Genomic DNA, 26,141 nt, shown 5'->3' with positions numbered 1-26,141 from the left:
AAGCTCAGCCAGTATTTTTTTAATATCAAAGTCTCAACATGCCTTTACACCACCATACAACTTATAAAGCGGCCCAGGCAGTAGCCAAAACAGTAGAAAACCACTTTGTCCGCCACCTAGCTTCGGCGCGCCAGCTTAGTGAACAGGAACTGGCACCCGAACCGGAGGCCAAGGCTATTGAAATACTCATTGACACAGCCTTCTGGGCAAGCCTGCGGCGCGAAGAGGGCCATTCTACCAGAATCTCGTTGGCCTTACTCCCCCCCGAACTGGCAGGTCAGCCGCTGCTGCTGGAGCACCGGCTCCCGCTAACACCCGGGGTGCTTGCAAAACTTGCCCCGGCCGTGGAGCGCCCCGGCATACACCTGGGCGTGTGGCAGGATGAGGATGCGCTTTATATATGGGGGGCTACCCGAAAAATACCGAGCCTGTGCCTGGTGCTGGATGTATCAGAACCGGGGCTGCTGGTGGTGAAATACCGTAGAACAGGTGGCTTAGGGAAATTTGCCAACATTGCAGTGCTAAAAGGCGATCAGGTAAAAGTGCTGGATGAGGAAAGCATCTTTCTGCAGGAGCGCCCGCCCCTCCTCTCCACCCTGCTCGGTTTTACATCACCCTCCGCCTGGGAAGACCCCGTGAACGTGCTCGTGCAGCTGGCCGTGTCGATGCGCGCCCACAAGCGCGGCGGCATTCTTTTAGTGGTACCTGCCGGCAGCCAGAACTGGCGAAACTCCATCATACATCCTGTGCTGTACTCGGTTTTCCCTGCCTTTGACAAGCTCACAGAGCTGATGCAACAGGATGAGGAACAGAGAACCGAAGGCAAGTGGCAAAGTTCAGTCAACAAAGTAGTGGAGGGCATTGCGGGTGTAACGGCAGTAGACGGGGCAACCGTTATCAGCGACCAGTATGAACTGCTTGCCTTCGGTTCTAAAATTGGCAGGCCACAGGGAAGCACGCCCATAGAAAAGGTGATGGTGACAGAACCGGTTGTCGGCAGCACCCCAACCATTGTTTCTCCCTCTCAGGCAGGCGGCACCCGCCACCTGTCTGCCGCTCAGTTTGTGCACGACCAGCATGATGCCTTCGCGCTTGTGGCATCGCAGGATGGTGCCTTCACCATCTTTTCCTGGTCGCCCCACGACCAGCTGGTGCACGCCCACCGCATCGACGCGCTGCTGTTGTAACTCCTGATGGCTGATTCAGAAGGCAGGCCCGCGCGGACACTATTGTGACCGCGGCTGCATCTTCTTTTAACTGACAGCCAGGCCTGTACCCGCTCCTGGATTTCTACTTATGCTGTTTTTCAGTATTCTCACGTATCCGGAAGCAGTATAAATTCCGGAATTTTACCTATCGGCAGTTGCGTTAGAGTACCTGACAGTGATAAGCAGCACTGTAACCTATGGAACAGATTTTCATGACAACGAAAGTTATCTCAGCACTTCAGGAGCACGAAGAGTTGGTAAAAGACGGCACTATCTCCTCATTCTCAGTTTTTATTCAGCAAGAAGGCATCCTGATAAAGCCGGCCGGATCAGCGGCCGAAAAAGAAGTGAAGCTTATACAGGAGCTGCACACCTCCCTCCGGATATTCTTTTACGGGGTAGATTGCATCGAGCACAATTCTTTTGACTATGCCACGCTCAAGAGCTTTATCAATGCCAGCGTGTGCACCAACAGGTTAGCATCGTAGTACGTCAGGACTTACGCAGCAAGCCCCTACAGCCAGGGCTGCACTTGACCTCCCTATAAAATAAAAAACAGGGCACTTGCAACCCTCCCCCTTGGTGTGAGGGTCTCTCCCATGTCAACACAATCCGGCTTAGGTGCTTGCTCACGTTTGCTGTGCTGGCAGAAAACACATGTTCTACTAACCCTTTAAAACTTTTATGAAAAAAACACCGGGAAAGCTTTTTTTAAGCAAGATCTCATTTCTTTTATGCATGCTGCTCACCTTTTCCTTAAGCTCCTGCCTCGATGTGCAGAACCAGGACAGCGATAACCTGAAGCCTGCTACCTATGTTTCCATTTATCATGGCGCACCTGATGCTCCGGACTTCGACATTTTTGTAGACAACAGCCGCATCAACAGCCAGGCCTTCCGGTACGCGGGGTATTCTGATTACTTTAACTTCATTTCTCCGGGAAACCACAGGATAAAGTTTACCCCGGTAAATGCGGCCAACGCATTCATCGACACCGCCGTAACTTTTGCGGAAGGCAAAATTTACTCCCTGATGGTGATGGACCAGCTGGCAGAAATGGAACTGCTGGTTTTAAAGGACAGCCTGATAACGCCAGGTACAGGCGAGTCAGCCCTGCGAATTGTACAACTCTCTCCTGATGCGCCTGCTGTTGACGTTGTCATGGTAAAAAACAGCACCAGTTCCTCCTTCACCACAAACATGGACTTCAAGGAGTATACGCCGTTCAGGAAAGTAGCAACCGGCACCTACACCATAAAACTGAAAAACGCTGCAAACCAGGAGCAGCTGCTGTCTGTGCCTAACATTACCCTGGAGCAGGGCAGAAACTATTCTTTTATTGTGCGTGGATTTGTAACACCTCCAACCGGCAACCTGAATGTCCTGAGCCTGCAGGTAATCCGGAATTACTAAACCTGCAGGAGGGGTTTCCTTCTCAAACCAGCCACTGTTGCTGACATCATTACCTGGTAAAAAAAGCCGCTTGACTGCAAGGTGAAGCGGCTTATTCATTTTCTGAAAAAGCCTTTTCCGTTGCGCCCCTCCCCTCTTGCACCTGATACCAACGCTGCCTGGCGTGGTAATACATTGGTTTCCTGCAAGGTCAACTCCCTGTGCGTATTTTCGTTCTACCTTAAAAGCCAATCTCCTGAAGCCATGACAACACTCAAAAGACTTTTCGGCCACAAGTTATTTTCCATGGGTTTACTGCTGTTGATGGGCTTTACGGCTCCTCCCTTAACACAGGAAAGGCAGGCCCCGGAAGCTCACACCCTGGTGCAGGCCGTTGAACTGGAAGGAGCCTGGCGGCTCAGCAATCCTGTTAAATTAGAAAAGGCAGCCTTCCCGAACGCCACCGCTGTTAAAATTATGGAAGACGGTTTTTTTTCTGTGGCCTACTATGACAAGGCAGGTAAAAAATTCTTGGGTACCTATGGTGGCACTTATACCGTTGAAGACGGGAAGATAACCCAGAAGTACGAGTTTAACACCTTCGACAGCACTGCTGTTGGAAAAACAGCAACAGGCTCCTACACCCTCATGAACGATAAGTTGCAGTTAAAGGGAGTAAAAGAGGCAAAGGGTACCGAAACATGGGAGAAAATCCAGGCAGAAAGCAGCGCTTCGCCGCTGGCAGGAGCTTGGCGCATACGGGCACGCGCAGACGAGAACGGGCAGATGAGCCCCATGCATCCCGGCCCGCGTAAAACCATCAAAATGTTGGCAGGCAACCGCTTTCAATGGATTGCCTTCAACTCTGAAACAGCGGGATTTTTTGGAACCGGGGGCGGCACCTATACCACCCAAAACGGCAAGTACACTGAAAACATTGAGTTCTTCTCCCGCGACTCCAGCAGAGTGGGCAGCCAGCTGGCCTTCGACTTTGAAGTGAAAGATGGCGACTGGCACCACAGCGGCCTGAGCAGCACCGGTAAGAAAATAAACGAAATCTGGCACCGCCCTTCTAAAAAATAAAACGCTCAACCATCACAAAAAAAGGTCGAAGCGAAGCTGCGGTTATTTTGGCAACTGCAGCACAAACTCCTTTCCTGCGGGCACTGGCAAATCGTAGCTCCTTATCCAGGGGTTATAGTAGCGCAATGTTTTATAGTTGGTGCCTTGTTCTATGGCAAAAGCAGGAAGATCCGAAATGGAAGAAGTGACCACCAGGGAGCGCGTAGGCAAAGGTTCGTAGCCATGTTCCTCTGAAAAGTCAAAGCCATACTTTTGCGGGTTTCCCAGGACCTCTTTCAAAGCCAGGATCCGGAACATGTAGCGCGATGTTTCGTCGTTCAGGTACAGGTCATAGTAAGATTCCACCCCCTGTTTCTTGAGCGCCCGTGAAATGCCGCCCATGCCACGGTTGTAGGCAGCAGCTGCATTCGTCCAGTTGCCAAGGAGTTTTTTGGCCGTCTTCAGGTAGCGGCAGGCAGCCAGTGTGGATTTTTCTACATGGTAGCGCTCGTCCACATCACCGTTCACTATCATACCGTAGCCACGGGCTGTGTCAGGCATCAGCTGCCAGAAGCCTGCTGCACCCGCCGGGGACTTAACATGTCCAAAAAGACTCTCGGCAAGCGCCAGGTAAATAAAATCTTCCGGAATGTCATTTTCTTTGAGCAGGCGTTTTATTTCAGGGACGTAACGCTGCATGCGCTTCAGGCCCATCATGGTACTGTAATGCGCATAGGTGTTCATGAGCAGCTCCTTATCCAGGCGTTCGGCTACATCTGGCAGATGCAGCGGCACCGGTTCGCCGGCAAAGGTTAGTGCATCAGGCATGGCCGGGGGCCGGTAGCCTCTTGCTGTTGCCACGGGGTTCGTTTCTGTCTTTACAGGGGTTTCGGGCCGCAGGGGCTGTTGGCTGCAAAGGTGCAACGAGAGCCCTAACACTACGCTTCCTACCCATCCGAATTTCAAATACTGCTTTGTCATGCGCTCTTCCTTTCCGTTATATTTCCCTTCAGTAGCATTTCAGCCTGTTTACCTTCTTATTCTTAAAGATAAAAAAAATCAAGCAGGTTTGGTAGGACTGCACAGCTAAAAATCATTGTGGAAAGGCCGGAAACAGAAGGTTCAGCGCTGTCCTGCAGAAGGCCCACAGTTCAAAACAAAACCCCTGAAACAGCTGAAGATCAGTCCTAAAACATAAAACCTCCCTGCGCGCACAGGGAGGTTTTATGCAGGTAATCTTTTTTAAGCTGCAGGCAGTGCCTACAGGCTACAGCCCGAATGTTTCATTTTCTGAGAAAGGCATCCTGCGGATTGTGTATTCTTCCTGCGGCGGTTGTACTCCCCCCAACAGTTTGTGCAGGTGGGCATATAAAACATAAACATCATCTCCATATCCTGTAGCGGTTGTCGGGAAAACAGGGCCTGCTACAAAACTGTCGGTCAGGGTACCACTAGCCCACCTGTCGTTGCTTTCAAAAGAAAGCACTCTGCCAGTAGCCTCTCCTCCCGCGTTGTTTACCACAACCAGTTGCTTTCCATTCTGGCTCAGCAACAGCCCGTCCGGCGACTCCAGGGGAGCATTCAGCTGCACTTCGCTGATGGCCGCTGTATTGTGCAGCGGTATCCTGTAAATCGCATTTTCCACGGAGTAAGCCACCAGCAGGTAGCCTGCCGGATGAAAAGCAATCCCATTGAACCCGAAGGCGCCTGGCTGTGTGGCAAAATCATTGTTTTCATAAAAGACAGAGGCATTCCCTCCCACATCTACCTTGTAAATAATCGGAGAGAAACTGTCGGTAACATAAGCATTGCCCTGATGGTCCAGGGTGATGTCGTTCGCGAAGTGAGGCATGCCGGGACGTAACGCCGCCAGGTCTACAAAATGCAGCGGCGTTCCTGTTTCCAGGTCATAAATACCTAACACAGCCGTTTGGCCTGCTGTACCCGGGCTGGAATTAGGTGTTCCCCCTGGATCGGCTCCTGCTACCAGCACCCTTTTCCTGGACTCGTCCACCCTCAGCCCAATGCTCGAAATCAGGCGGTTGTCTGTGATAAAAGGGGAATAGGTGCCGTCATAACGCACAGTTCCCACCGTACCCGTACTGACAGATGAAACAACAAAGCGCCGGTTAACCGCATCATGGCCTACCCCTTCCGGGTACAGGCCGGCTTCATGAAACGTAATAACCTCCGGAACGCCTTTTGATCCATCCACGTCATCCAGAATGTCTTCAAAATCATCCCAGAGCTCTTCAGGAGAGCAGGAAACAGTGCCCAGGCATACCAGGAAAAAAAGCAGGAAGGAAAATCGCTTTCGCAGGAAAGCGGCTGTAGTAACGGATAAATGCTTCATAGCTTAATCAGGTTTTAATATTAGAAATAGAGAACAAATCATCATACAAAAGGCTATCGTCCGTATCAGATGAAACAGCCGCAGAACACCTGCCTTAAGATTTGCCTGGTGTGGCCTGCATACCCTGTGTATACTCCTGGGGCCTGTGGCACAGTCGCTTTCGTTTTATATTTCTTAGTAAAGGTTCGCTTTCACAAGGATGAAAGGCAAGGGATTAAAGCGAATGCCGCGAAGCTTTGCCTTTGTGACATGAAGAAGAGAACAAAATCATTCACCTGAGTTTATGATCACAAAAACACAAGCCTGCATAGGGTGAACCTGTGAATACCTCCGGCAGCACCTCACCTGCAACTCTGCCGGCTGCAAAATCAATAGGCGGTAAACGAACGCTGCATGCCGGGCGGGAAGCGTTTCTTATTACCAAATCTGCTATAAAATGAAGAACTTTGGGTTTGAACCCTTTCCTCTGATTCAGTGCAAATTTTACCTGATTTACCCGTTAAAGAAGCCCTTCCCCGGCTGTTGTCTTCATTGAATGCGAGCCCCCGTGCTGTTCTTGAAGCACCGCCCGGCGCCGGTAAAACCACGCTCGTGCCTCTGGCCCTGCTGGAGGCATCCTGGCTGAACGGAGGGAAAATAATTATGCTGGAACCGCGCCGGCTTGCAGCAAGGGCAGCGGCGCAGCGCATGTCTGACATACTGGGGGAACCCACTGGCCAGACAGTCGGCTACTGGGTAAGGATGGAGCATGTGGTGTCAGCCATAACAAAGATAGAAGTAGTGACAGAGGCCATTCTCACCCGCCTTATCCAGGACGACCCTGCCCTGGAGGGTGTTGCGGCTATTATATTTGATGAGTTTCATGAACGCAGCCTACAGGCTGATTTAGGTTTGGCCCTGGCACTCGATGCCCAGGCTGTGTTGCGGCCAGACCTGCGCCTGCTGGTTATGAGTGCCACACTCGATGCCGCCTCTGTAGGCAAATGGCTTGATGCGCCCGTTGTCCGGAGCGAAGGCCGCCAGTTTCCTGTGGAGACTTTTTACCTGCCTCCGGCAGAGGTGGCTGCTGCCGGTAACCGCCCCATGGAACGGCTTACCAACCTGGTACCGAAAGCGGTGCGGCAGGCCCTGGCAAAACACACCAAAGGCGATGTGCTGGTTTTTTTACCGGGCAAAGGTGAAATACGGAAAGTAGCTCAGCACCTCGAAGCCAGTTTACCGCCCGCAACTGACTTACACCTGCTGCACGGTGAGCTTACCCTCAACAAACAACTCGCCGCCATTCGGCCAGCACCAAAAGGGAAACGGAAAGTAGTGCTCACCACCAGCATAGCAGAAACCAGCTTAACCATAGAGGGCATCACGATTGTGGTGGACGGCGGGTACGCCAGGGTGCCGAAATTTGTTCCCCGCACCGGCCTCACTACGCTGGCCACCATTCCTGTTTCCAGTGCCGCAGCCGATCAGCGCCGGGGGCGGGCGGGCCGGCTGGAGCCAGGGGTGTGCTACCGCCTGTGGTCTTCAGCCGATCAGCTGCAGCTCCCTGATAGGCAGGCCCCGGAAATATGCGAAGCGGATTTAACTGGACTGGTGCTGGAACTGGCGCTTTGGGGAGTAAAAGAAGCATCCGCCCTGAGGTGGCTGGACACTCCTCCTGCGGCAGCAATTGCCCTGGCACGGGACCTGCTGCAGCGCTTGGGTGCCCTTGACCAGGAAAGCAAACCTACACGCCATGGCAAGGCCCTGGCCACCCTGGGCATACACCCGAGGCTGGGCCACCTGGTTATGCGCGGCAAGGAGGCTGGCTTCGGCAGCACCGCCTGTGCCCTGGCCTCTCTCCTTTCTGAACGGGATATGCTCAAGCCTGTGCAGCTCGCGTGGCAGGAACCGCTGCCCGACCTGCAAATACGCCTTGAAATACTGGCGGGCAGGCGACCTCATACTCCGGGCTACGTACTCGATGAAAACGCCCTGCGGCGGGTACGGGAGCAGGAGCAGCACCTACGGCAACGGCTAAGGCTGGCAGACGGCGGGTTCAACACAGATGCTGCCGGTTTACTCACCGCCCTCGCCTACCCCGACCGACTCGCACAGAGGGAAGCATCAGGACGGGTACGGCTGGTGACCGGGCAGCGGGCCAGTTTGCAGACGGAGTTATTCGGGGAAGCAACCTTTTATGCCGTTGCTCACCTGGAAACAGGAAAGCAGGCGCGGGTATTACTGGCAGCGCCGGTTGAGAAAGCAAATATACTGGAGCACTTCTCAGACCAGCTGGAAGAGCTGCAGGAAGTGCGCTGGGATGCCGCCACCCAACGGGTAGTGGCGCGACAGATAGTAAGGCTGGGGGCGCTGGTGCTGGAAGAGTCACAGCTGGCAAAACCTGACCCGGATTTGGTGGCGCAGGCACTGCTGCAAGGCTTACAGGACAAAGGCATAGTCCGGCTGCCCTGGTCCGTTGAAGCACAGCGTACGCGGCAGCGGCTGGCCTTCCTGCACCGGCTGGACCCGGCAACCTGGCCCGATGCCTCGGATGCTGCACTGGCCGACACAATGGAAACCTGGCTGCAACCGCACCTGGCCGGCCTTCGCACCCTGGAGCAGGTAGCCCGCCTGGACTTCAACGAAATCCTGCTGTCGGACCTGACCTGGGAGCAACGGCAGGAAATGGACCGGCTCGCGCCCTCCCACCTGCAGGTGCCCAGTGGCTCCCGGATAGCGGTTGATTATGCAGACCCTTCGGCACCGGTACTTGCGGTGCGGCTACAGGAAGTGTTTGGTATGCTGGACACGCCAAAAGTCGGGGGTGGCAAGGTGCCTTTGCTGATGCACCTGCTTTCCCCTGCCTCACGCCCGGTGCAGGTTACCCAGGACTTACGCAGCTTCTGGAGCACCGGCTATTTTGATGTTCGGAAAGACCTGCGTGGCCGGTATCCCAAACACCACTGGCCTGAAGACCCACTCACGGCCCCACCTACAAGAGGCACCAAGAAAAGGCCGGTGAAGTAAACATATTTAAACTAAAAACCTCATTTCATAAAAAATCCGTAATACCTATATAAGGCTATTACCATGACCTGATAAAAATAAAAAGAAGGGAAAAACCCCATGTCACAACCAGCGAAACCAAGCCTGGGCCGAAAAGTAGGAAAAATAACAGGAATCATACTTGGAGGTATATTTGGTTTCATATTGCTGGCTTCTGTCTTACTCTTCACCTTTTTAGAGCCTCTTGCAGGACGACTGCTGAAGGACCGGGTAAGCGAAGAAACGGAGGGCCTGTATAAATTAGCCTACGAGGATTTGCAGATCAACCTGCTGACGGGTACCCTGACACTGCATCAACTGCAGCTCGATCCGGATACAGCTGTCCAGCGGCAGCAGCGTGGCAATGGTGCTGTATCTAGGCTACTTTATAAAGCAGCAATACAAAAGCTCCGGATCTCGCGGGTTAACCTGGCAGATGCCCTGTTGCACAATCGCCTGGTTATTGGTGCTGTAACGGCAGTGCGTCCCGTTATCACGGCGATGGCTGATGAAAACCTGCAACAGGACACTGCGGAAGAAGACATGGAGTCCTTTCTGGGCTCCCTGGATGCGCTGCATGTAGGGCAGATGAGGCTTCAGGATGCTGCCTTTCGTTACAGAACACTCGGCAGGCCAGGCCGCATACTGCATGAACTACCGCAGGTGTCTCTTAAGATAACAAGCTTAAACATTCCTGCGCGCGGGCAAAAAGGAGCACCCCTTCCTTTTCAGGTAGACGACGTGCAGTTCACAGCAAGCGACTACACCTATCACGCACCCGATAGCGTTTACCAGCTGCACATCGATTCCCTCGCGTACTCATCAACGCAAGCCAGCCTGCTGCTAGAAGGAACTACCCTTCTGCCATATCCCGAAGTCAATGCCGCACTCAAACCAGCGGCAGCCAGAAAAACCCTTTACCATGTACAGCTTCCTGCGCTGCAGATGACCGGTCTTCATCTTTTGGAAGCCTTTCACACGAAGGAACTACTACTGCGTGAGGTTCTCCTGGAAAAGCCGAAGCTCCGTGTTTTACTTAACACCAATGCTGCTGCCACCCCCGAACCTGTAGATTTACCTGCACTTTACCAAAGTATGGCTGAGTACCTGACAGTAATAGGCATTGAGGAACTGCGCCTGTCGGGCGGGAGTCTGAACGTAGCTGAAAAGCTAGAGAAGCTTGTTTCAGTGCACGAGCTGGATGGGGCAAATATCGCACTGCAGGAAATTCGCATTGACTCTAGCACGCTGCATTCACCACGAGACCATTTCTTTGCTGAAGAGCTGCATTTCACTGCTGAAGGGTATTCCTTTCAGCACCCTTTGAATCCACATACTGTTAAAACAGGCAACATTACACTCTCCACCCGGGACAAGCGTTTCCACCTGCGCGCTGTGCAGGTAACAGGAGACAAAGAGAGAAACGACCGGCTGAAACAAAGCGGTAAAGCGCAGGCAGTGGTCTACAACATAAGTACGCCTGGTATCCATTTCAACGGTGTGGACCTGGAACAGGTCTGGGAGGCAAAGGAACTCAACATTGCTACTATAGACGTGCTGCGCCCTGCCGTAGAACTGGTACGGGATAAGTCGGTTGCAAGAGCAGACCTGCCGTTACAGGAAGCTTATGCTTCTGTTTCTGATTTTGTCAGCAAGCTTGTCATCGGAAACATCCGTCTCCAGGATGCCTCTTTCACCCATCTTGCCGGTGGAAGGCGGTTGAAGCGCATACAGGAACTGGAACATGCTTCTCTCAAAGCAACAGGACTGGTAATAGATTCTGCCTTTGTCTACTCTCCTTCCGCTGCAGGTGTCCCGGTGGAGGAGGCAGTTTTAACGGCGCATGGTTATACCTTCCGGACTCCTGACAACCTCTACACCTATACCCTGGATCGAATACATTACTCCACCCGGACTCAGGTGCTTGCTGCACATGCTGTCGCGCTGGCCTCGAACAAGGAAGTACACAGCAGGTTAAAGTCACTGCATGCTGCTAACCGGAACATGTACGATATAGCGGCCAATTATTTCCGCGTAACAGGACTTGATGTTATCAAGGCCATCAACACCGGAGAGTTGCAGGTAGACCAGGTAGTACTCAGGCAACCGGAATTTGCTATGTTGAAAGACAGGACTGTTCCGGAAGCAAGGCAGCAGCAGCCGCAAAGCACCATGGATGGCCTGTACAGTATTGTTGACCCCATTAAAGTAAAGAGCCTCCGGCTGGAAGACGGCACCTTTACTTACCGTGAAAAAAGGGACGAAGTGCTGCGCACGCAAGTGCTGGAGCATGCATCGGCCACGGTACTGGGGCTAAACCTCGGCTCTGCCCGGCTTGGTGCGCTGGACGAAGTGTTTCCTATGGAGGAGATGATACTGACAGCCCGTGACTATACCTACACGTCGCCTGGTGGCATTTACACCGTTACGCTCGACAGCCTGCATTACTCCAGCCGGCAGCAGGAGCTGACAGCCCGCCGCATCGATGTGGTTTCTGACAAAGAAGAAAACCAGCGGCTGAAGCTACAGCACAACGAACAGGTAAACAGAACCCTTTTCGACGTTTCAGCAGAGAAATTCAGGGTCAGGGGCTTGGATCTTATCCGGGCCTACGAAACCGGACAATTTGCCATGGAAGAAATGTTGTTGTCAGCACCGGAAGTAACGATTCTCCAGGATCGGGAAATATCCTCCCAGGCCACGGGTACTGAAGATAAAATTGAAAACCAGGATGATTCGGAAACACTGCAGCAGATTGCTACCGTGGTAGAAACCTTCCGGGTGAATCGCCTGCAAATAAACGATGGTACTGTTCGCCTGAATGTGCTGAAGGGAACTGTATCCGCGAGCCAGACAATAGCGCATGTATCTGTTACCATAGACCAGCTGCGCACCACCCCGCAGGAGACAAGTGACGCCATGGAAATGTTTCAGGTAGATGACATTGGCGTGCTGGTGCGCAACTATTCCTATTTGCTGCCAGACAGTTTGTATGAAGTGCGTGTCGGGGAAATAAGCGCCTCGCTACGCGGGCAGTCTTTGATGATAGAAGATTTGCGCCTGCTGCCGCTTTACGACAAAGAAGAATTTGTGAGCAGGCTGACTTATGAGGAAGACAGGTATGATGTGCATGTTCCGAGAATAACGCTGACGGGGATTAACCTGAACGCTCTCTTCAATAACCAGGACATTATCCTGGAGAAGGCACTTGTTCAAAACCCGGAAGTAAACATATACCGTGACAAGCGTATCCCGGAAGATCCTGACAGACGCCCCCCTACCCTGCAGCAGATGCTCCGCCAGGCTCCCTATTACATTCACGCAGACACCGTTGCCGTGGAGTCCGGCCACCTTGCCTACGCCGAGGTGGCACCGAACGGCACAGCACCCGGTGTGCTGAAATTTATTCATACAACGCTGGAGGCACTGCATGTCACCAACGACACTACCCTCCTGGCCCGGGACAGCCTGGCTATTGTGAGCGGTTCTGCCCTTTTGATGGGCGAAAGCAAGCTCAGTGTCCGTTTCCTTTTTCACCTGGACCACCCGGAGGACCTGTATACTTACGAAGGCACACTGCAATCCATGGATTTCACGGCGCTTAACCCCCTGTTTGAGAACCTGATCTTTGTGCGCATAGAAGATGGGCAGATCAACAAAGCTGCCTTTTCTGTTGAGGCAACAGCGCATGTGGCAACCGGGGAAATGCGTTTGTTCTACAACGATTTTGAGGTGTTGCTACTGAACAAAGACGCCCCGGAAAACCCCGGCTTTCTGCGCAAAGCAGGTAGCTGGTTATTAAATAAACTGGTCATCAAGTCAAACAACCCGGCCGGTAGCAGGGCGGTAAGGATTGGGGCAATTGAAGTGGATCGCGACTATCAGAAGTCAGTTTTCAACCACATGAGCAAGGCACTGGTAGATGGCATTACCTCCAGCCTGATGGTGCCGTTCGTAGAGCGAATAGCAGATAAACTGATAACATTCTAAAGCCGGACCAACGCGATAACCAGCCCCTCTTTTGGCTTCATAACTAAGAATTTATCTAAACTTCCGCTGTATCAAAACTCTGCTTCGGCAATGTTTTCTAATAATTCGCTGCTGCTTTGCACGCTGGCAGAGGGTAACGCCAGAATAGGTGCAAGGGCTTTTGCCACCATTCTTTGGGTAATGCTCTTGTTCAGGATGGTTTCAAGGAACTTTAGCATGCTCTAGTACAGCCAGCACAGGCACCTGAACGTCGCGTATAACACCGATGGTGGTCCGGCCAAGTAAAGCCCGCTGTATTGCTCCTCCTCCCCTTGAGCCCATCACAACCAGTTCAGCCAGGTGCACATCAACTGCCTTCAGTATTTCATCGAAGGCAAAGCCATATTTGCACACACACTTTATCTTTAGCTTAGCTTCTTCAGTTGAAGCCTGGCTTAGTTTCACTGTATGGAACCCGCTTTTGGTCAGTTGCTGCCTGTCTTGATCTGTTGCACCTGTTGTTGCAACTGTGGTTAGAAAGCGTAAAGAGAAGTCTTTAAATAAGGATTCCCTGGCCTGGTGCACATAAGCCTCCAGTTTCTTTACCTTTTCTCTTTCCAGTTCGTGCACCACAGTAGAGAAATCCATGTGGTAAGGGTAAGAGAGGGGCTGGTAGAAAGCATTGAAAAGCACAATATCAGATTTAGTTGCCTTGGCCAGTTCTATGGCATAAAGCAGGGCATTATGTGCATTTTCAGAATAGTCGGTGGGTACTAAGATGGTCCTCATGATTTCCAGTTTTAAGTTAGGTAATCTCCAGCCGCACATCAAAATCAACTGGCTTACAGCACAAATCTATCGCGCACAGCGGCCAGCAGGTATGATGCACATCAGCAGAAAGAAAGATCTTTATCAACTGCCCTCGATGCCCTGGAAAAAACCTAGTTCAGGACGAAGTCTGCCGGAACCCCCTTGTCCCTGTCCCTGTATTACCTGTTCAAACTGTCCCGGCTCCCCCAAGTGGTACTCTTATACTCGTAAGGCATAAACTTTATGGCAGTGTTGCCGTTTCAGAACCTTTGAAAACTGAAATAACGTTCATATAGCAACCCACTAACAATGGCCCTGGAACAAAACGCTGAAAGTATTTTAAGAGACCAACTCGTAGAGCTGCTGAAAGGTGGCTTTGCCCCGAATGTTATCCTGCTGCAGGAATTCGATTATAAAAAAGCGGGCATGATGCTGGACGGCCTGCATTTTTCTGCCTGGGTACTCCTGGGACATATTAAGGCGCGGCAGCACACGCTGCTGAATTTTATGAAGGACCCGGAAAACAACCAGGATGTGTGGCCGGATGCGCACTGGCCTGAAAACCACGCCCCCGAAAGCAAGGAAGAATGGGAGCATGCCATCAGCCAGTACGAGGCAGAGCTGCAGGAAATGATACACCTCGTGGAGCACCCGGAAACGAAGCTATTCCTGAAACAGGCAAACGGCCTGACCATTTCCTGGGCAGCCGTGACCACTTTGCACCATACCGGCTATCATATCGGGCAGCTCAAAACAATCGGAAGGCAGCTGGGTGTCTGGTAGCCGGAAGTATCAGGTATACAGCACCTGCTGCGAAGCGATAATTTCCTGTTTCAGCTGTTCGAAATCATGGTGAGGGGGCTCTGGTGAGAAGGTCATCGGCTGCCCCTTCTGCTGCGGGTAGTTCAGAAAACGAATCAGGGGACCGGCAATAACAGCTGCTTTCTCTGTCTGCTCCGCCGTTAGTTGATCCATCCAGTAGCCCGACTGCCCTTTTTTGAGGTGCTTCGGGTTTTTGCTTTTGAGAGTGGCAAAACTCATTGCTTCCTGTAGTTCATTGCGCTGCTCCTGGTTCACTTCTACCTCAAGGTATGCCAGCAGCCGCTCTAACTCCAGCTGAAAATCAAGCAGGAAGCCTTCATAAAACGCAATATGTATGTTGTGCCTGCGGCTTAGGCGCAGGTGGTCGAACACGTGCCACACCCACTCCAGCATCAGCTTTTCGAAGTTTTGCTCCAGGAAACGCTTCGGGTCTTTCTCTTTCTGGGGGTAGTACTTCAGCATATAATCCGAGCAGTAGTACTTGGAGGCCGATATAGCCCTGTCCCTCGGGTCCCTGACAATGTAGACTTTCTTATCGAACAGATCCAGGAGTTCGCCACTTCTCTTACAGATGGGCGAGTGTGTCCAGACATGGTTGGTGCGGGAAAGGTAGTGCCGGATATCTTCAACAGGCATTCTGAAAATACTGCTGATGCGGTAGCTGTACTGCAGGTCCGTAATCTCCAGCACATCAATGCTGGCCTGGCTGGGGTAGTTCAGGTCCCAGGTTCTGGCCAGATCATATATGGGGTGCTGCTGTATAAAGGTGGTCGTGTCGCGGCCGGTTCTGGCCAGTATTTGCTGGATGATCTGGTAGAGCCAGAAGTTTCCGCACTTGGGTGCGCCACCCTGCAGGATTTTCATCGTCGAAGGTTCTTTTTGTGCCATATCGGACAACTATACGGCAGCAGGAGTCAATTTGCCGATTTTTCCTTCTGTTATTTACCTGGCTTACATGAATACTCCATTACATGAGCTTCATTAAAACTTGTTCGCCCACCCTGCTGCTTACCTCGTCTGCATATTCTTTTGAAGCCAGTCCAGTCCGGTTTGATACAGTGCCGTTGCCAGCCCTACCCTTTTATCGAAATCTTCATTCTGGGTCTGACCCTGCGCTGCGTACTGCCGGATGAGTTGCAGGTTTGCCTCTATTTCCAGGGGCTCCACGTTATCGTCCGCATCTGCCCGGAACCTGGCAAAGCGTTCCTCATCAGCATCTATATTCTCTGTTATAAAAGAACCATCCTGCTGGCGGGCAGCACATAAAATGCCACTGGCCTTAGCTAAGGAGGGGGCTAGGGTTCCTTCCAGCCCCCTTTTCAAAACAATTACACCTGCAAAGCCAGCCATGTCTGCCAGCCGCACCATCTTCTGCATATAGGTGATGTGAAAGACGGAGGTAATCAGGATGTCAGCGCCGCAGGGGTTCAGCACTTTCTCCAGGGTTGCCAGGAACGGCCTTTTAAAAATAGTTCTTCGCCGGACGACCCATGCATCCAAAGCAGGTGACAGATCTCTCTGGTCGAGGGCCCAGCCATAAAGCGGGGGTTCTCCCTTCAGTTCCTGTGTATGCTGCAGAAAGGTACCGCTCAGGGCCTGGTACAAATCCAGCGGGTTCAGGGTTAGCTTCGGACCTGCCGATCGCCCCACTGTCACGATAACTCTGTTGCCTGCTTCCTGTAAAGCTTTTGCCAGTAAAGGGGTGAGCATATAGGAATGCTCCACTCCATCGAAAGGTTCTGCCAGCTGAATGGTGGTACCTGGCACTGCTACCGGCTCCTTAAAGCCTGGGGCGTACGTAGCCTCAATGGCTTTCATCAGGCCATGGTATTCTTCATCTGTCTCGTACCGGATACGCAGCATGCTGGCAGCCATTCCTCTGAATGCTTCCCCGGGCAAATCTGAAAAAATGAAATGGCCCAGCTTCTCTGCTTCAGCCTCTGACAAGTTTTCTTTCCGGAGCAGCTTTACTCCTATGTCTCTCATTTCAGGGGGAGAATCAGCGCACAAGGTGTCATAAAGTTTTCCCACATCAAAAGAGGCAGCATTTTCACCAGTAGGCAACAGCAAGTCCTGCTCCTGTGGCGTAGGCCCTTTCGCCAGTAAAGCTCCGTAAAAGGCACCTTTCTGAATGGGCACCACATCATCCTCAAACTTCAGGTATTCCGCTATTTCATGGAGCAAAGCTTCAGGTAAAGGTTTGCTGCCATGTTTCCCGATCCCAATGATCTTGATCCCGTCTACCAGCGGATTATCATGTGTCGTATAACTTGCATTCATAACGTTGAAAGGGTTTGTTCATAATTCTACGCTTTCGGGTTGATTATGGCCCTCCCTCCCCCCTGGTGAGCGGGAGTATCAGTTAAAGCGCATAACCCAAAATAATAAAGCCAAAGCCTAATAACCAGCTAAATCAAGTTCCTCAGTTTCAATTCTTGGAACCTGCTGGCCCATTTTCTTCTGTATGATCTTGAAGTGGTGTTCATCATCCGGTGTAATAAACGATATCGCTTCACCTTCCGATGCCGCCCTTCCTGTTCTGCCTATTCTGTGCACGTAATCTTTTGGAGAGCGTGGCAGTTCGTAGTTGATAACGTGCGGCAGAAACCTGATATCTATACCACGGGAGGCTAAATCGGTAGCGACCAGCACCCTTAGCTTACCGGCCTTAAACTTACGGAGGGCCTCTGTTCGGGCGCCCTGGCTCTTCTCCCCGTGCAGGGCGGCGGCTTCTATACCGTGTTTGGACAGTTTGCCCACTACGTTGTTGGCCGTTCTGATGGAAGACGCGAACACCAGCACCTGCTGCATATTACCATTTTTTATCAGGTACCGGAGCAAAGGTCCTTTTTTCTCCGGCGCAATGCTGTAGGCCACCTGCTTTATCAGTTCGGGAACAGACGCCTCTTCTTCAACCTGGATTTTTGCAGGGTTAGAAAGCAACTTCGAAACCAGGCCTTCTACCTCCTCTCCCATTGTTGCAGAGTAAAGTAAGTTCTGACGCTTCTCCGGCAGCAGCGAAAATATCCTGCTTACCTCCTCCTTAAAGCCCAGGCTAAGGATTTTATCTGCCTCGTCCAGCACCAGCGTCTGCACCTCCGACAGTTTCACCGCATTATGATCCACCAGGTCCAATAACCTTCCCGGAGTGGCTATCAGTATTTCGGTGCCGCTCAGCTGCATCATCTGTGGGTTAATGGACACACCTCCGTACACGGCAAGTGTTTTGGCTTTGCGGGGGAGCCTGGCATTGAACGAGCGAAACACCTCGTTGATTTGTACAGCAAGTTCTCTTGTCGGCACCAGGATCAGGACTTTGACATACCTGTTGTTAACCTGTTTGTTTCCCTGAAACATCTCCAGAACAGGCAGGGCAAAGCTTGCTGTTTTACCGGAGCCTGTTTGCGCAATTCCCAGCACATCCCTCCCTCTTAAAATGGCTGGAATGGCTTCCCTTTGTATGGGGTAGGGCACTGTATACTGCTGCTCGGCTACCGCTTTCAATAAAGGGGCTGACAAACCTAAAGATGAAAATGACATGTATGCCTGGGATTAAGAAGTAAAAAGCTGCTTATGTGTACAAAGATAGGACTTATAATGTTCTTCAGATGCTATGACAGCTTAATCGCGCAACACACTCAGTACCCGGCGGCAGCGTCATCCCCTCTTGGATCAGCCCCGCCTTCCATTCTTCCATCCGGAAGCATCAGAATGCCGGCGGCTCTTCCTATTCCTTTAGGGTTAGGCGCTATTTTGTGTCCTTTCAGCCACAGGCGCAGCCCCGTACCAGGCCCGAGGGCTCCTATTTCCGTCAGCACCCAGTCGGGCTCCCACTGGTGGTGGAACCTTCCCGAGTTTACTGCACCCTGCATAGGCAAGTCATGCGCAATCACATTCATGATAATCTGGTATACCGTGGTAATGATGGTGGAACCGCCCATGCTACCGACAACCATATAAAGTTCACCGTTCTTCTCCAGTATTGTCGGTGTCATAGAACTCAGCATGCGCTTGCCAGGCGCAATGGCATTGGCCTCCCCACCTATCAGCCCGTAGGAATTAGGATGACCGGGCTTCACACTAAAATCGTCCATCTCGTTGTTGAGCAGAAAGCCTGCGCCATCTACAAACACCAGGGCACCAAAGTTACTGTTTAAAGTGGTGGTCACAGATATAGCATTCCCCATCGGGTCCACGATGCTGTAATGTGTCGTTTCAGTACCTTCTGCAGGAGCCGGCTCTCCGGCGTACACCTCATCGCTGTCTGTGTCGGTTTTCATAGAGAAGTCGCGCATCCGGTTTTTAATGTATGCTGTGTCCAGCAGGCCCTCCACCGGCACATCATAAAAGTCGGGGTCGCCGAGGTGTTTGGCCCGGTCTGCGTAGACTCTTTTTTCTGCCTCAATCATGAAATGGGCTGTTTTGGCTGTTTTCACCCCCCACTCCCCGACGGGATAATCCTCTGAAATAGTTAACAGCTGAATCAGGGCAATGCCGCCACTGGATGGCGGAGGCATGGAAATAACAGTATGCTCCCCAACTTTGGCTGTAATGGGCTCCCGCCAGACAGCGCGGTAATTCGCCAGGTCTTCCTTGCTGATGATGCCTCCCCCCCGCTTCATTTCGTCCACGATGTATTGAGCCGTTTCTCCCTCGTAAAACCCTGCCCTGCCCCGGTCCCGTATCCTGGCCAGGGTCCTGGCCAAATCCACCAAGCGGAGGGTGTCTCCTTCTCTCCACTTGTCTTTCAAAGTAAACTCAGGCCGCCGGCTGCTGTACTTAATAAAGTCTTTCCGGTACTCATTGAGTTTGTCTGCTTCCTTTTTGGTGAGGGGAAAGCCGTTGCCAGCCAGCAGCACTGCCGGTTGTACCAGTTCTTTCCAGGGCATGGTGCCGTACTTCTCATGCAGCTGCACCATGCCGTCTACCGTTCCGGGTACACCCGCTGCCAGGTGGCCGTACATACTCAGCCCTTCTATCACTTCACCCTCTTCGTTGAGGTACATGTCCCGGTGGGCTGCTCCCGGGGCCTCCTCCCTGTAATCAAGGGCATCTACGCTTCCATCCTGTTGTCGTAAAACCAGAAAGCCGCCTCCGCCTATGTTCCCGGCATCAGGATATACCACCGCCAGGGCAAACTGTACGGCAACGGCCGCATCCACCGCATTGCCACCCCGGCGCATGATTTCGGATCCAACTTCTGAGGCAAGCGGATGGGCTGACACTACCATCGCCTCTTCTGTAATGAGGCCCACTTCATGAAGGTCTCTGAACTGACAGCCTGCTGTATAAATAAGCAGGAATAGAAGTAGTACTTTTTTAGTCATAGAAAATCCTGAACGTTTCTAAAGCTTACGAAATGCTGTCTGTATCAGGTTTTCTTGAAAGAATATAGGATATTATTTACAATGCAGGGACGGTTGTTCTGTCCTTTGTTTTTATTACCAGTGGCAGGTACATGGGGCAACCAGGAGGAAGCTTAAAAAAGAAGAGGCACATCCCCACACTAGTTGCCGGATATGCCTCTTCTTTGAAAATCGGTTGGTATAGTTATAACTGGCTTAAGACAGCAATACTCGCAGACTGGCCAGGCTTTTGGGCCTCTTATGAATTTTTATAAAGCTCCAGGGCCTCTTCATTCCCTTGCTGGTAAGCAAGATCTATCGCAGAAAGGCCTCTTACATCCTGTATACGTCTGTCAGCACCAGCCTCCAACAGGAGTTTCACCAACTGGTTTCTTCCGAACAAGGTCGCGAACATCAAAGCTGTGCCACCGTTTCCATTTTGCAAGTTGAGGTCAGCCCCATTGTCTATCAGCGCTTTGGCTATTTCCGGGTATCCTTTAAAGCTTACCCCCATCAGGGCCGTGTTTCCTGTTACGTCCTGCGCATTAGGATCAGCCTTAGCCTTAAGCAGTAATTCTGTTGCCTCTAAATGTCCGTCATAGGAGGCTAAAATCAAGGGTGTAAAACCTTTCGCATTTTGAACATTGATGTCGACGCCCTCCTCAATTAACTGGTTCAGGTAGGCCACATCACCTTTTCGGGCTGCATCAAAAAGGAGGTCTTGCTGGTTGGTGGAGTAGAAAGTCATATAGCGTATGTGTTATATAGTGGGATTAACCGTAACGTACGGTAAAACATTATAAATGGCTGTGCTTTTTCCGGGCATAGTTGTATAAATTTTTTGAGGTCTTTCCTCTTAAAACACACCCCAAAAGCCCTGTTTCTTTCTAAAATGTACGGCTATTGTCATACAAAAAGATAAAATACTTTCTTCTTTTCTAATAATGAAGCCATTTTGGCTATTTGTCGTACTTAATTAACATGAAATAAGTAACTTTAAAAGAAGTGTATTATTTCCGGGTATTTTGTACAGGCTTCTACAATTCTGGCCTTTTTCATGCCCTTTAACCCCTAGTCAGGATACAGCTTAGATACTGGCAAGTACTTTTTGCCACCGCATGGAGAGCTGTGCCAGACGAAGTATTCGATAAACCACTAAAATGAACAAGCTCTTTTATGCCCTTTTTCAGCTGCTCCTCCTGGCAGTTGTTACCCCGCCGGGTAAGGCACAGAATGCACCCTATACGCGCACCCTCACGCTTAAAGATGCCGTTCAGCTGGCAAAGGAAAAATCACCACGATACCGCAGCGCGTCAGTACAGTTTGAAAACAGGCAATGGCAGTACAAAACATACCGCTCTAACTTTTACCCGCAACTGAACCTGAGCGGGGTGCTGCCGGAATACAACAGAACCATCGCCCCCCGCATTACCGACACCGGAAGCCTCATCTTCATCAACACACACAACGCCAACTCCTATCTTCAGCTTTCACTGGGTCAGGAAATATGGCCAACCGGCGGATATATCTCCATCAACACACAACTCAAACGGCTCGACGACTTCCAGGCAGAAGCAAACAGGACCCGATATTCGTCTGTACCAGCCACTATTACGCTGAACCAACCTATCTTCGGTTTCAACTACCGCGCCTGGGACAGGAAGATAGCTCCGCTCCGGTTTGAGGAGGCAAAGCGGGATTTCTGGGAAGAAATGGAAGATATATCCAGTGCTACCACCGACCACTTTTTCAATCTCCTGTTAAGCCAGATAAGCCTGCAGATAGCAGAAAAAAACGTAGCCAACAACGATACACTTTATAAACTAACCCAGGTGCGGTATGAGGCAAATGAAATTCCGGAGGACGAGTTGCTGCAAATGGAACTGACGCTTCTGAATTCCCTGCAAAACCTGGAACAGGCAACACTGGACGTAGAGGCAAATACACTCAGGCTGAAAGTGTTTCTGGGTATTACCGATAATTATCCTATCCGCCTCATTCCGCCAGATGAAACGCCAGCGTTTGAGGTAGACGAAGACATAGCCCTGGAACAGGCCCATAAAAACCGGCAGGTCATTATAGGATATAAAAGAGAGGTGCTGGAGGCCGAAAGGCGTGTGGCGCAGGCCAAGGGAGAAACGGGCTTCACGGCCGATCTCTTTGCCTCTTTCGGGCTCACCCAGCAGGCGCTCGACATCCAGGAAGTATATTCTGATCCTGCACCGCAGCAGCGTGTGAGGGTGGGCTTCAACATTCCGGTTATGGACTGGGGCCGCACAGCCTCCAGGCTGGGCACTGCGACAGCAAACGAGACACTGGTAAAAGAGAATGTAGAGCAGAAGCGCATAAACTTTGACCAGGAGATATACCTGAATGTGAAGCGGTTTAAAGTGCTCCGGAAGCAAATGATAGGGGCAAAACGCGCCAACGAAATTGCCGAAAAGCGCTACAACCTTACAAGGGCCCGTTATTTGAAAGGCCAGTTGAGCCTGCTGGACCTGAATGTGGCCACCGAAGAAAGAGACAAAGCCACCCGCAGCTATGTCAGCTCCCTGGAAGACTTCTGGTCGGCTTACTACCGCATTCGTCGCCTGACCCTCTATGACTTTGAGCGGAATGAGTCTTTGTTAGCAGAGATATAACCCTCCCCTAACGGCAGGAGCCGTTTCGATGGCATACCCCCTCAAAATAAAAACACCCGCCAAAGCACATTTGACGGGTGTTTTATTATTGAAAGCCTGCTGGGTATGAATTACTGCTTTACAGAGATAGCCTTGCTGCCTGATTTCTCCATAGCATCATATACCACCTGCAGCACATTGGTTCGGGTATTTAGCTGGCTGAGCTTGTTGTTTTCACGGGTAGGGTGCACCCGGTTAGACAGGAAAACATACACCAGGTCATTTACCGGGTCGATCCATGTATACGTGCCGGTAAAGCCGGAATGCCCGAAGCTTTCTACAGGTGCACCTGGGGCCGCATTGCTGTTCTGCGCACCCGGTCTGGCAGGGCGGTCGAAGCCAAGGGCCCGGTAATTGCCAAAGTCGCAGAACTGGCACCTGCTGAATTCGCTTACCGTGTTACCCGCTATATATTCTTTCCCTCCATAGTGGCCGTCGTTCAGGTACAGCTGCATGAGTTTGGCCACATCATTCGCATTGCCGAATAAGCCGGCGTGGCCACTGATGCCTCCTAACATAGCCGCTCCTTCATCGTGCACGGTACCGTGCAGCAACTGCTTCCGGAAATGTGGCTCATGCTCTGTTGGCACAACCCGGGAAGGCGGGTACTTCCTGTAAGGGTTGAACGTAAGTGAGGTGGCGCCCAGCGGCTGGTAGATGTTCTGCTGCAGGTATGTTTCAAAGTTTTGCCCCGTGATCTGCTGCACTACCAGCGGTGCCAGAATAAAAGACAAATCACTGTACACATAGCCGGGCTGCTGGTTCATCGGCGAGGCCATGATCTGCTCGTAAATTTTGTCGGTGTATTTGTGGTGCATGTACAGGTTATGCGCCACCTTGATTGGGAAACGGGCAGAGGAATCTGCCTTAAAGGTTCTCCACTTAAACTTGCCATTGCTTCTTACGGTCTCCTTCCAGAACGGAATCCATGCTTTTAGCCGTGCCTGGTGCGTGAGGATGTCGCGGTAGTTGAGGTTTTCTTTGTTCGTGCCGCGTGCCATGGGCAGGTACGTACTCAGGGTCTTGTTCGGGTCAAACTCCCCCTCTCCTTTCAGCTTCATGAAAGCGGCAAGAGAAGTACTTATTTTTGTTACAGATGCCAGGTCGTAGAGGTCGTTGTTGTGCACCGGCACCTCATTTTCGTAGGTGTGGTACCCGAAGGCTTTCCGGTATATGACTTTCCCGTTTTTTGCCACCAGTACCTGCGCACCCGGGGTGGCTTTCTCCTGCATGGCCTGCGCCACCAGGGAGTCTATGCCAGCTAAATCCCTTGTCTTGATACCTACTGCTTCCGGTACGCTGTAAGCCAACCGAATGCCTCCCTCCGTCTTTAAACCGTCACCCAGTTTAAACGCGTTCGAAACTGTAACCGGCAAACTTCCCTTCGCCCCAATGCCACCGAAAATCAACTGCGAGGCCAGGTCCTGGGTCAGGGGTGTCTCCTGGTAAGCTGTCAGCACAGCATTGGCTTTCTCGATGCTTTCGAATTTGGCAAGGCTGTACACGTTACCGAAAACACTCACTACCGTAGGCTTGGTGCGGATGAGGTCTTTCAGGAACAGGTTCATTTCGGCGGTAATACCAAAGTTCGCACTGCCGGCTTTTAACTGCAGCTTATGTACCCCTGCTATCACGAGGTTGTAATCCTGCAGTTTCTCTTTTAGTTGCTGTAGCTCAGCGAGCGTGCTGCTGGCCGGTAAAAAGAAGGTATCTACCTGCATGTACCTGGCCAGCCCCCGCTGGAAGTCTGTTTCCTCCGTTGTCCCGATTGCCAATGCTGCCACCCGTAACGTATCCAGGGAACGGATAGGCAGGATGTTGTCTTTGTTGCGCAGCAGGGTGAGCGAGGCTTCTGTTAGCTGGTGATTCAGGTAAAGGGCATGCGGGTTGTTCAGGTCTTCAATGAGGTGCTCTGTCTCAATAGGCTGCCATTTGTCCAGGCCCACCCATTGCTTGGCAGCCAGCACTTTCCGGCAGCGGGCATCTACTTCTTCCTGCGTTATCTCTTTGTTTTCGATAGCTTTCTTTACCTCCTGGATGGTCATTTTCACATCCATTGAATTGAGGAGCATGTCGTTGCCGGCCAGCAAAGCCTTTACATCTACCACACCCGGAGGGTAGTATTTTGCCACCCCCTGCATGTTCAAAGCATCGGTGAAAATCAATCCCTTATACCCCAGCTCTTCTTTTAACAGTTCACTTACTATCGGCTTAGATAATGTAGAGGCAAGATTGGGGGTGTTGTCCAGCACCGGGATGTTCATATGTGCCACCATCACACTTCCCAGGCCGTTCTGCATCAGCTCCCTGAACGGGTACAGTTCCACAGAGTCGAGGCGAATGCGGGAGAAATTGATGAGAGGCAGCCCGTAATGCGAGTCTACATTGGTATCGCCGTGGCCGGGGAAGTGCTTGGCACTGGCCAGCACATGCTGGTCCTGCATGCCCCTCATATAAGCCAGCGACTTTCGGGTAACATTATACTTGTCTTCCCCGAAAGAGCGGAAGCCGATAACCGGGTTGTTGGCGTTGTTGTTGATGTCTACCGTCGGAGCAAAGTTGACGTGGATTCCCAGGCGCTTGCACTGGCGCGCTATCTCTGCTCCCATTTCATAAATCAGCGCCTCATTTTCTATTCCACCTATCGTCATCTGGTACGGGAAGCGCACGGTGCTGTCAAGGCGCATGGCCAGGCCCCATTCCGCATCGATGGTTACCATCAGGGGAACCTTGCTTTCACGCTGGTAGCGGTTGGTCATTTTAGCCTGCCGCACCGGGCCACCCTGGAAGAAGATAACACCGCCCACCTTGTAGGTCCTGATAAGGTTGCTGATAGAGTCGATGTGCGCCTGGTCGCGGTTGGAGTACACCGGGATCATGATCAGTTGTGCGATGCGTTCCTCTGGTGTCAGGGTAGCAAAAACTGAGTCTACCCATGCCTGCCTTGCATTTAGAAAGGCAGGATCTTTTTGGGGCTCGAAAGCAGGAGTATTTGCTTTTTTCGCAGCAGGCTTCCTGTACTTTGTGCGCGAGTTCTGCCCCTGCAGACTGTGCACTCCGAACATCATCACCAGGATGAGGGCGTAGTAAAAAAGGGGATATTTTCTCAAGGGAATCAGATTGTAAGCAGGTTTTGGCAAATCAGCGTAATACCTCACAAGATAGCCAGAAATACTCACAAATGATAGTTCTCAGGCTGTAGGTTGTATCAGCCATGCCTCGTTATATTCCTGAACTTAAAAGCGCAGAAGCGGAGCAGTAGGTTTGAAAGCAGCTCAACATTAAGTAAAACTAACTATTTGATCATCATGATTTAGTTCTCTGATTTTAATTTGTTTATCTACAAACAGCCAGTCATGAAGCTAAAATAATTAGGTCGTGTTGACAATTAATGAATGATTTTGTTTTACTGTTGTTTAAGTTTCAAAAAGCTTATGCGACGTTACGAAATCAGCGACTATGACTGGCAACGCCT

The 26,141-nt window shown here is 51.5% G+C and carries 18 protein-coding genes; 8 read left to right on the top strand and 10 right to left on the bottom strand.

The window, feature by feature from the left end:
- Positions 1 to 38: 38 nt before the first annotated feature.
- The 4 genes from ACYVB1_RS03125 to ACYVB1_RS03110 all read left to right on the top strand — a co-directional run bounded on the left by ACYVB1_RS03125 (position 39) and on the right by ACYVB1_RS03110 (position 3,683).
- The gene (locus ACYVB1_RS03125; protein WP_460920462.1) at positions 39 to 1,187 is read left to right on the top strand and encodes a putative sensor domain DACNV-containing protein; all 1,149 of its coding nucleotides are present in this window, start codon (positions 39 to 41) and stop codon (positions 1,185 to 1,187) included.
- A 218-nt stretch (positions 1,188 to 1,405) separates the two neighbouring features.
- Positions 1,406 to 1,696, top strand: coding sequence for a hypothetical protein (locus ACYVB1_RS03120; RefSeq protein ID WP_460920459.1), 291 nt, complete (start codon positions 1,406 to 1,408; stop codon positions 1,694 to 1,696).
- Positions 1,697 to 1,892: 196 nt separating this feature from the next.
- A complete protein-coding gene (locus tag ACYVB1_RS03115) occupies positions 1,893 to 2,621 on the top strand; it encodes a DUF4397 domain-containing protein (RefSeq protein ID WP_460920457.1) in 729 nt (242 codons plus the stop codon).
- Between the two features lie 243 nt (positions 2,622 to 2,864).
- Complete coding sequence (locus ACYVB1_RS03110) at positions 2,865 to 3,683, top strand: membrane or secreted protein (RefSeq protein WP_460920454.1); 819 nt, start codon at positions 2,865 to 2,867, stop codon at positions 3,681 to 3,683.
- A 42-nt stretch (positions 3,684 to 3,725) separates the two neighbouring features.
- Here the strand turns inward: ACYVB1_RS03110 and ACYVB1_RS03105 are convergent, their stop codons facing one another.
- Both ACYVB1_RS03105 and ACYVB1_RS03100 read right to left on the bottom strand, forming a co-directional pair.
- Positions 3,726 to 4,643 (bottom strand): lytic transglycosylase domain-containing protein, encoded by a 918-nt coding sequence (locus tag ACYVB1_RS03105; protein WP_460920451.1) that lies wholly within the window; start codon positions 4,641 to 4,643, stop codon positions 3,726 to 3,728.
- A 286-nt stretch (positions 4,644 to 4,929) separates the two neighbouring features.
- The gene (locus ACYVB1_RS03100) at positions 4,930 to 6,015 is read right to left on the bottom strand and encodes a gluconolaconase (protein ID WP_460920448.1); all 1,086 of its coding nucleotides are present in this window, start codon (positions 6,013 to 6,015) and stop codon (positions 4,930 to 4,932) included.
- 474 nt (positions 6,016 to 6,489) lie between these two features.
- On the opposite strand from ACYVB1_RS03100, the gene hrpB reads away from it, so the two are divergent.
- Both hrpB and ACYVB1_RS03090 read left to right on the top strand, forming a co-directional pair.
- A complete protein-coding gene (gene hrpB / locus ACYVB1_RS03095; RefSeq protein ID WP_460920445.1) occupies positions 6,490 to 9,021 on the top strand; it encodes an ATP-dependent helicase HrpB in 2,532 nt (843 codons plus the stop codon).
- A gap of 99 nt (positions 9,022 to 9,120) precedes the next feature.
- Complete coding sequence (locus tag ACYVB1_RS03090; protein WP_460920443.1) at positions 9,121 to 13,029, top strand: AsmA family protein; 3,909 nt, start codon at positions 9,121 to 9,123, stop codon at positions 13,027 to 13,029.
- 71 nt (positions 13,030 to 13,100) lie between these two features.
- On the opposite strand, the gene ACYVB1_RS03085 is transcribed toward ACYVB1_RS03090, so the two are convergent.
- Together ACYVB1_RS03085 and ACYVB1_RS03080 are read right to left on the bottom strand one after the other, a co-directional pair.
- Complete coding sequence (locus ACYVB1_RS03085; protein ID WP_460920440.1) at positions 13,101 to 13,247, bottom strand: hypothetical protein; 147 nt, start codon at positions 13,245 to 13,247, stop codon at positions 13,101 to 13,103.
- Positions 13,231 to 13,797 carry a universal stress protein gene (locus ACYVB1_RS03080; RefSeq protein WP_460920437.1) on the bottom strand — a complete coding sequence of 189 codons (567 nt, stop codon included), beginning with the start codon at positions 13,795 to 13,797 and terminating at the stop codon, positions 13,231 to 13,233. Before ACYVB1_RS03080 ends, ACYVB1_RS03085 begins: the two co-directional genes overlap by 17 nt.
- Positions 13,798 to 14,127: 330 nt before the next feature.
- On the opposite strand from ACYVB1_RS03080, the gene ACYVB1_RS03075 reads away from it, so the two are divergent.
- The gene (locus ACYVB1_RS03075; RefSeq protein WP_460920434.1) at positions 14,128 to 14,601 is read left to right on the top strand and encodes a hypothetical protein; all 474 of its coding nucleotides are present in this window, start codon (positions 14,128 to 14,130) and stop codon (positions 14,599 to 14,601) included.
- A 9-nt stretch (positions 14,602 to 14,610) separates the two neighbouring features.
- On the opposite strand, the gene ACYVB1_RS03070 is transcribed toward ACYVB1_RS03075, so the two are convergent.
- The 5 genes from ACYVB1_RS03070 to ACYVB1_RS03050 form a co-directional block, all read right to left on the bottom strand.
- The gene (locus ACYVB1_RS03070; protein WP_460920431.1) at positions 14,611 to 15,528 is read right to left on the bottom strand and encodes a sulfotransferase domain-containing protein; all 918 of its coding nucleotides are present in this window, start codon (positions 15,526 to 15,528) and stop codon (positions 14,611 to 14,613) included.
- Positions 15,529 to 15,648: 120 nt separating this feature from the next.
- Entirely contained in the window at positions 15,649 to 16,920 is a 1,272-nt protein-coding gene (locus ACYVB1_RS03065) for an anthranilate phosphoribosyltransferase (RefSeq protein ID WP_460920428.1), read from the bottom strand.
- A 117-nt stretch (positions 16,921 to 17,037) separates the two neighbouring features.
- Positions 17,038 to 18,180 (bottom strand): DEAD/DEAH box helicase, encoded by a 1,143-nt coding sequence (locus ACYVB1_RS03060; protein ID WP_460920425.1) that lies wholly within the window; start codon positions 18,178 to 18,180, stop codon positions 17,038 to 17,040.
- Positions 18,181 to 18,278: 98 nt separating this feature from the next.
- A complete protein-coding gene (gene ggt, locus ACYVB1_RS03055; protein WP_460920422.1) occupies positions 18,279 to 19,967 on the bottom strand; it encodes a gamma-glutamyltransferase in 1,689 nt (562 codons plus the stop codon).
- Between the two features lie 277 nt (positions 19,968 to 20,244).
- Positions 20,245 to 20,733: an ankyrin repeat domain-containing protein gene (locus ACYVB1_RS03050; RefSeq protein ID WP_460920419.1), complete on the bottom strand. Its 489-nt coding sequence runs from the start codon at positions 20,731 to 20,733 to the stop codon at positions 20,245 to 20,247.
- Between the two features lie 412 nt (positions 20,734 to 21,145).
- Here ACYVB1_RS03050 and ACYVB1_RS03045 point away from each other — a divergent pair, with 412 nt between their 5' ends.
- Entirely contained in the window at positions 21,146 to 22,627 is a 1,482-nt protein-coding gene (locus ACYVB1_RS03045; protein WP_460920416.1) for a TolC family protein, read from the top strand.
- A 110-nt stretch (positions 22,628 to 22,737) separates the two neighbouring features.
- Here ACYVB1_RS03045 and ACYVB1_RS03040 read toward each other — a convergent pair whose 3' ends face one another.
- Positions 22,738 to 25,734 (bottom strand): glycoside hydrolase family 3 N-terminal domain-containing protein, encoded by a 2,997-nt coding sequence (locus ACYVB1_RS03040; protein ID WP_460920705.1) that lies wholly within the window; start codon positions 25,732 to 25,734, stop codon positions 22,738 to 22,740.
- Positions 25,735 to 26,141 lie beyond the last annotated feature (407 nt).

Source organism: Pontibacter brevis (genome assembly GCF_054779655.1).
Note: the sequence above shows the minus strand (reverse complement) of the source record. Positions and strands in the feature narration are given on the sequence as shown.

What these genes read in the sequence shown, in the direction of transcription:
- ACYVB1_RS03125 (WP_460920462.1), top strand. Translation starts at nt 39, where the DNA reads ATGCCTTTACACCACCATACAACTTATAAAGCGGCCCAGGCAGTAGCC.
- ACYVB1_RS03120 (WP_460920459.1), top strand. Translation starts at nt 1,406, where the DNA reads ATGGAACAGATTTTCATGACAACGAAAGTTATCTCAGCACTTCAGGAG.
- ACYVB1_RS03115 (WP_460920457.1), top strand. Translation starts at nt 1,893, where the DNA reads ATGAAAAAAACACCGGGAAAGCTTTTTTTAAGCAAGATCTCATTTCTT.
- ACYVB1_RS03110 (WP_460920454.1), top strand. Translation starts at nt 2,865, where the DNA reads ATGACAACACTCAAAAGACTTTTCGGCCACAAGTTATTTTCCATGGGT.
- ACYVB1_RS03105 (WP_460920451.1), bottom strand. Translation starts at nt 4,643, where the DNA reads ATGACAAAGCAGTATTTGAAATTCGGATGGGTAGGAAGCGTAGTGTTA.
- ACYVB1_RS03100 (WP_460920448.1), bottom strand. Translation starts at nt 6,015, where the DNA reads ATGAAGCATTTATCCGTTACTACAGCCGCTTTCCTGCGAAAGCGATTT.
- ACYVB1_RS03090 (WP_460920443.1), top strand. Translation starts at nt 9,121, where the DNA reads ATGTCACAACCAGCGAAACCAAGCCTGGGCCGAAAAGTAGGAAAAATA.
- ACYVB1_RS03085 (WP_460920440.1), bottom strand. Translation starts at nt 13,247, where the DNA reads ATGCTAAAGTTCCTTGAAACCATCCTGAACAAGAGCATTACCCAAAGA.
- ACYVB1_RS03080 (WP_460920437.1), bottom strand. Translation starts at nt 13,797, where the DNA reads ATGAGGACCATCTTAGTACCCACCGACTATTCTGAAAATGCACATAAT.
- ACYVB1_RS03075 (WP_460920434.1), top strand. Translation starts at nt 14,128, where the DNA reads ATGGCCCTGGAACAAAACGCTGAAAGTATTTTAAGAGACCAACTCGTA.
- ACYVB1_RS03070 (WP_460920431.1), bottom strand. Translation starts at nt 15,528, where the DNA reads ATGGCACAAAAAGAACCTTCGACGATGAAAATCCTGCAGGGTGGCGCA.
- ACYVB1_RS03065 (WP_460920428.1), bottom strand. Translation starts at nt 16,920, where the DNA reads ATGAATGCAAGTTATACGACACATGATAATCCGCTGGTAGACGGGATC.
- ACYVB1_RS03060 (WP_460920425.1), bottom strand. Translation starts at nt 18,180, where the DNA reads ATGTCATTTTCATCTTTAGGTTTGTCAGCCCCTTTATTGAAAGCGGTA.
- ggt (WP_460920422.1), bottom strand. Translation starts at nt 19,967, where the DNA reads ATGACTAAAAAAGTACTACTTCTATTCCTGCTTATTTATACAGCAGGC.
- ACYVB1_RS03050 (WP_460920419.1), bottom strand. Translation starts at nt 20,733, where the DNA reads ATGACTTTCTACTCCACCAACCAGCAAGACCTCCTTTTTGATGCAGCC.
- ACYVB1_RS03045 (WP_460920416.1), top strand. Translation starts at nt 21,146, where the DNA reads ATGAACAAGCTCTTTTATGCCCTTTTTCAGCTGCTCCTCCTGGCAGTT.
- ACYVB1_RS03040 (WP_460920705.1), bottom strand. Translation starts at nt 25,734, where the DNA reads ATGATGTTCGGAGTGCACAGTCTGCAGGGGCAGAACTCGCGCACAAAG.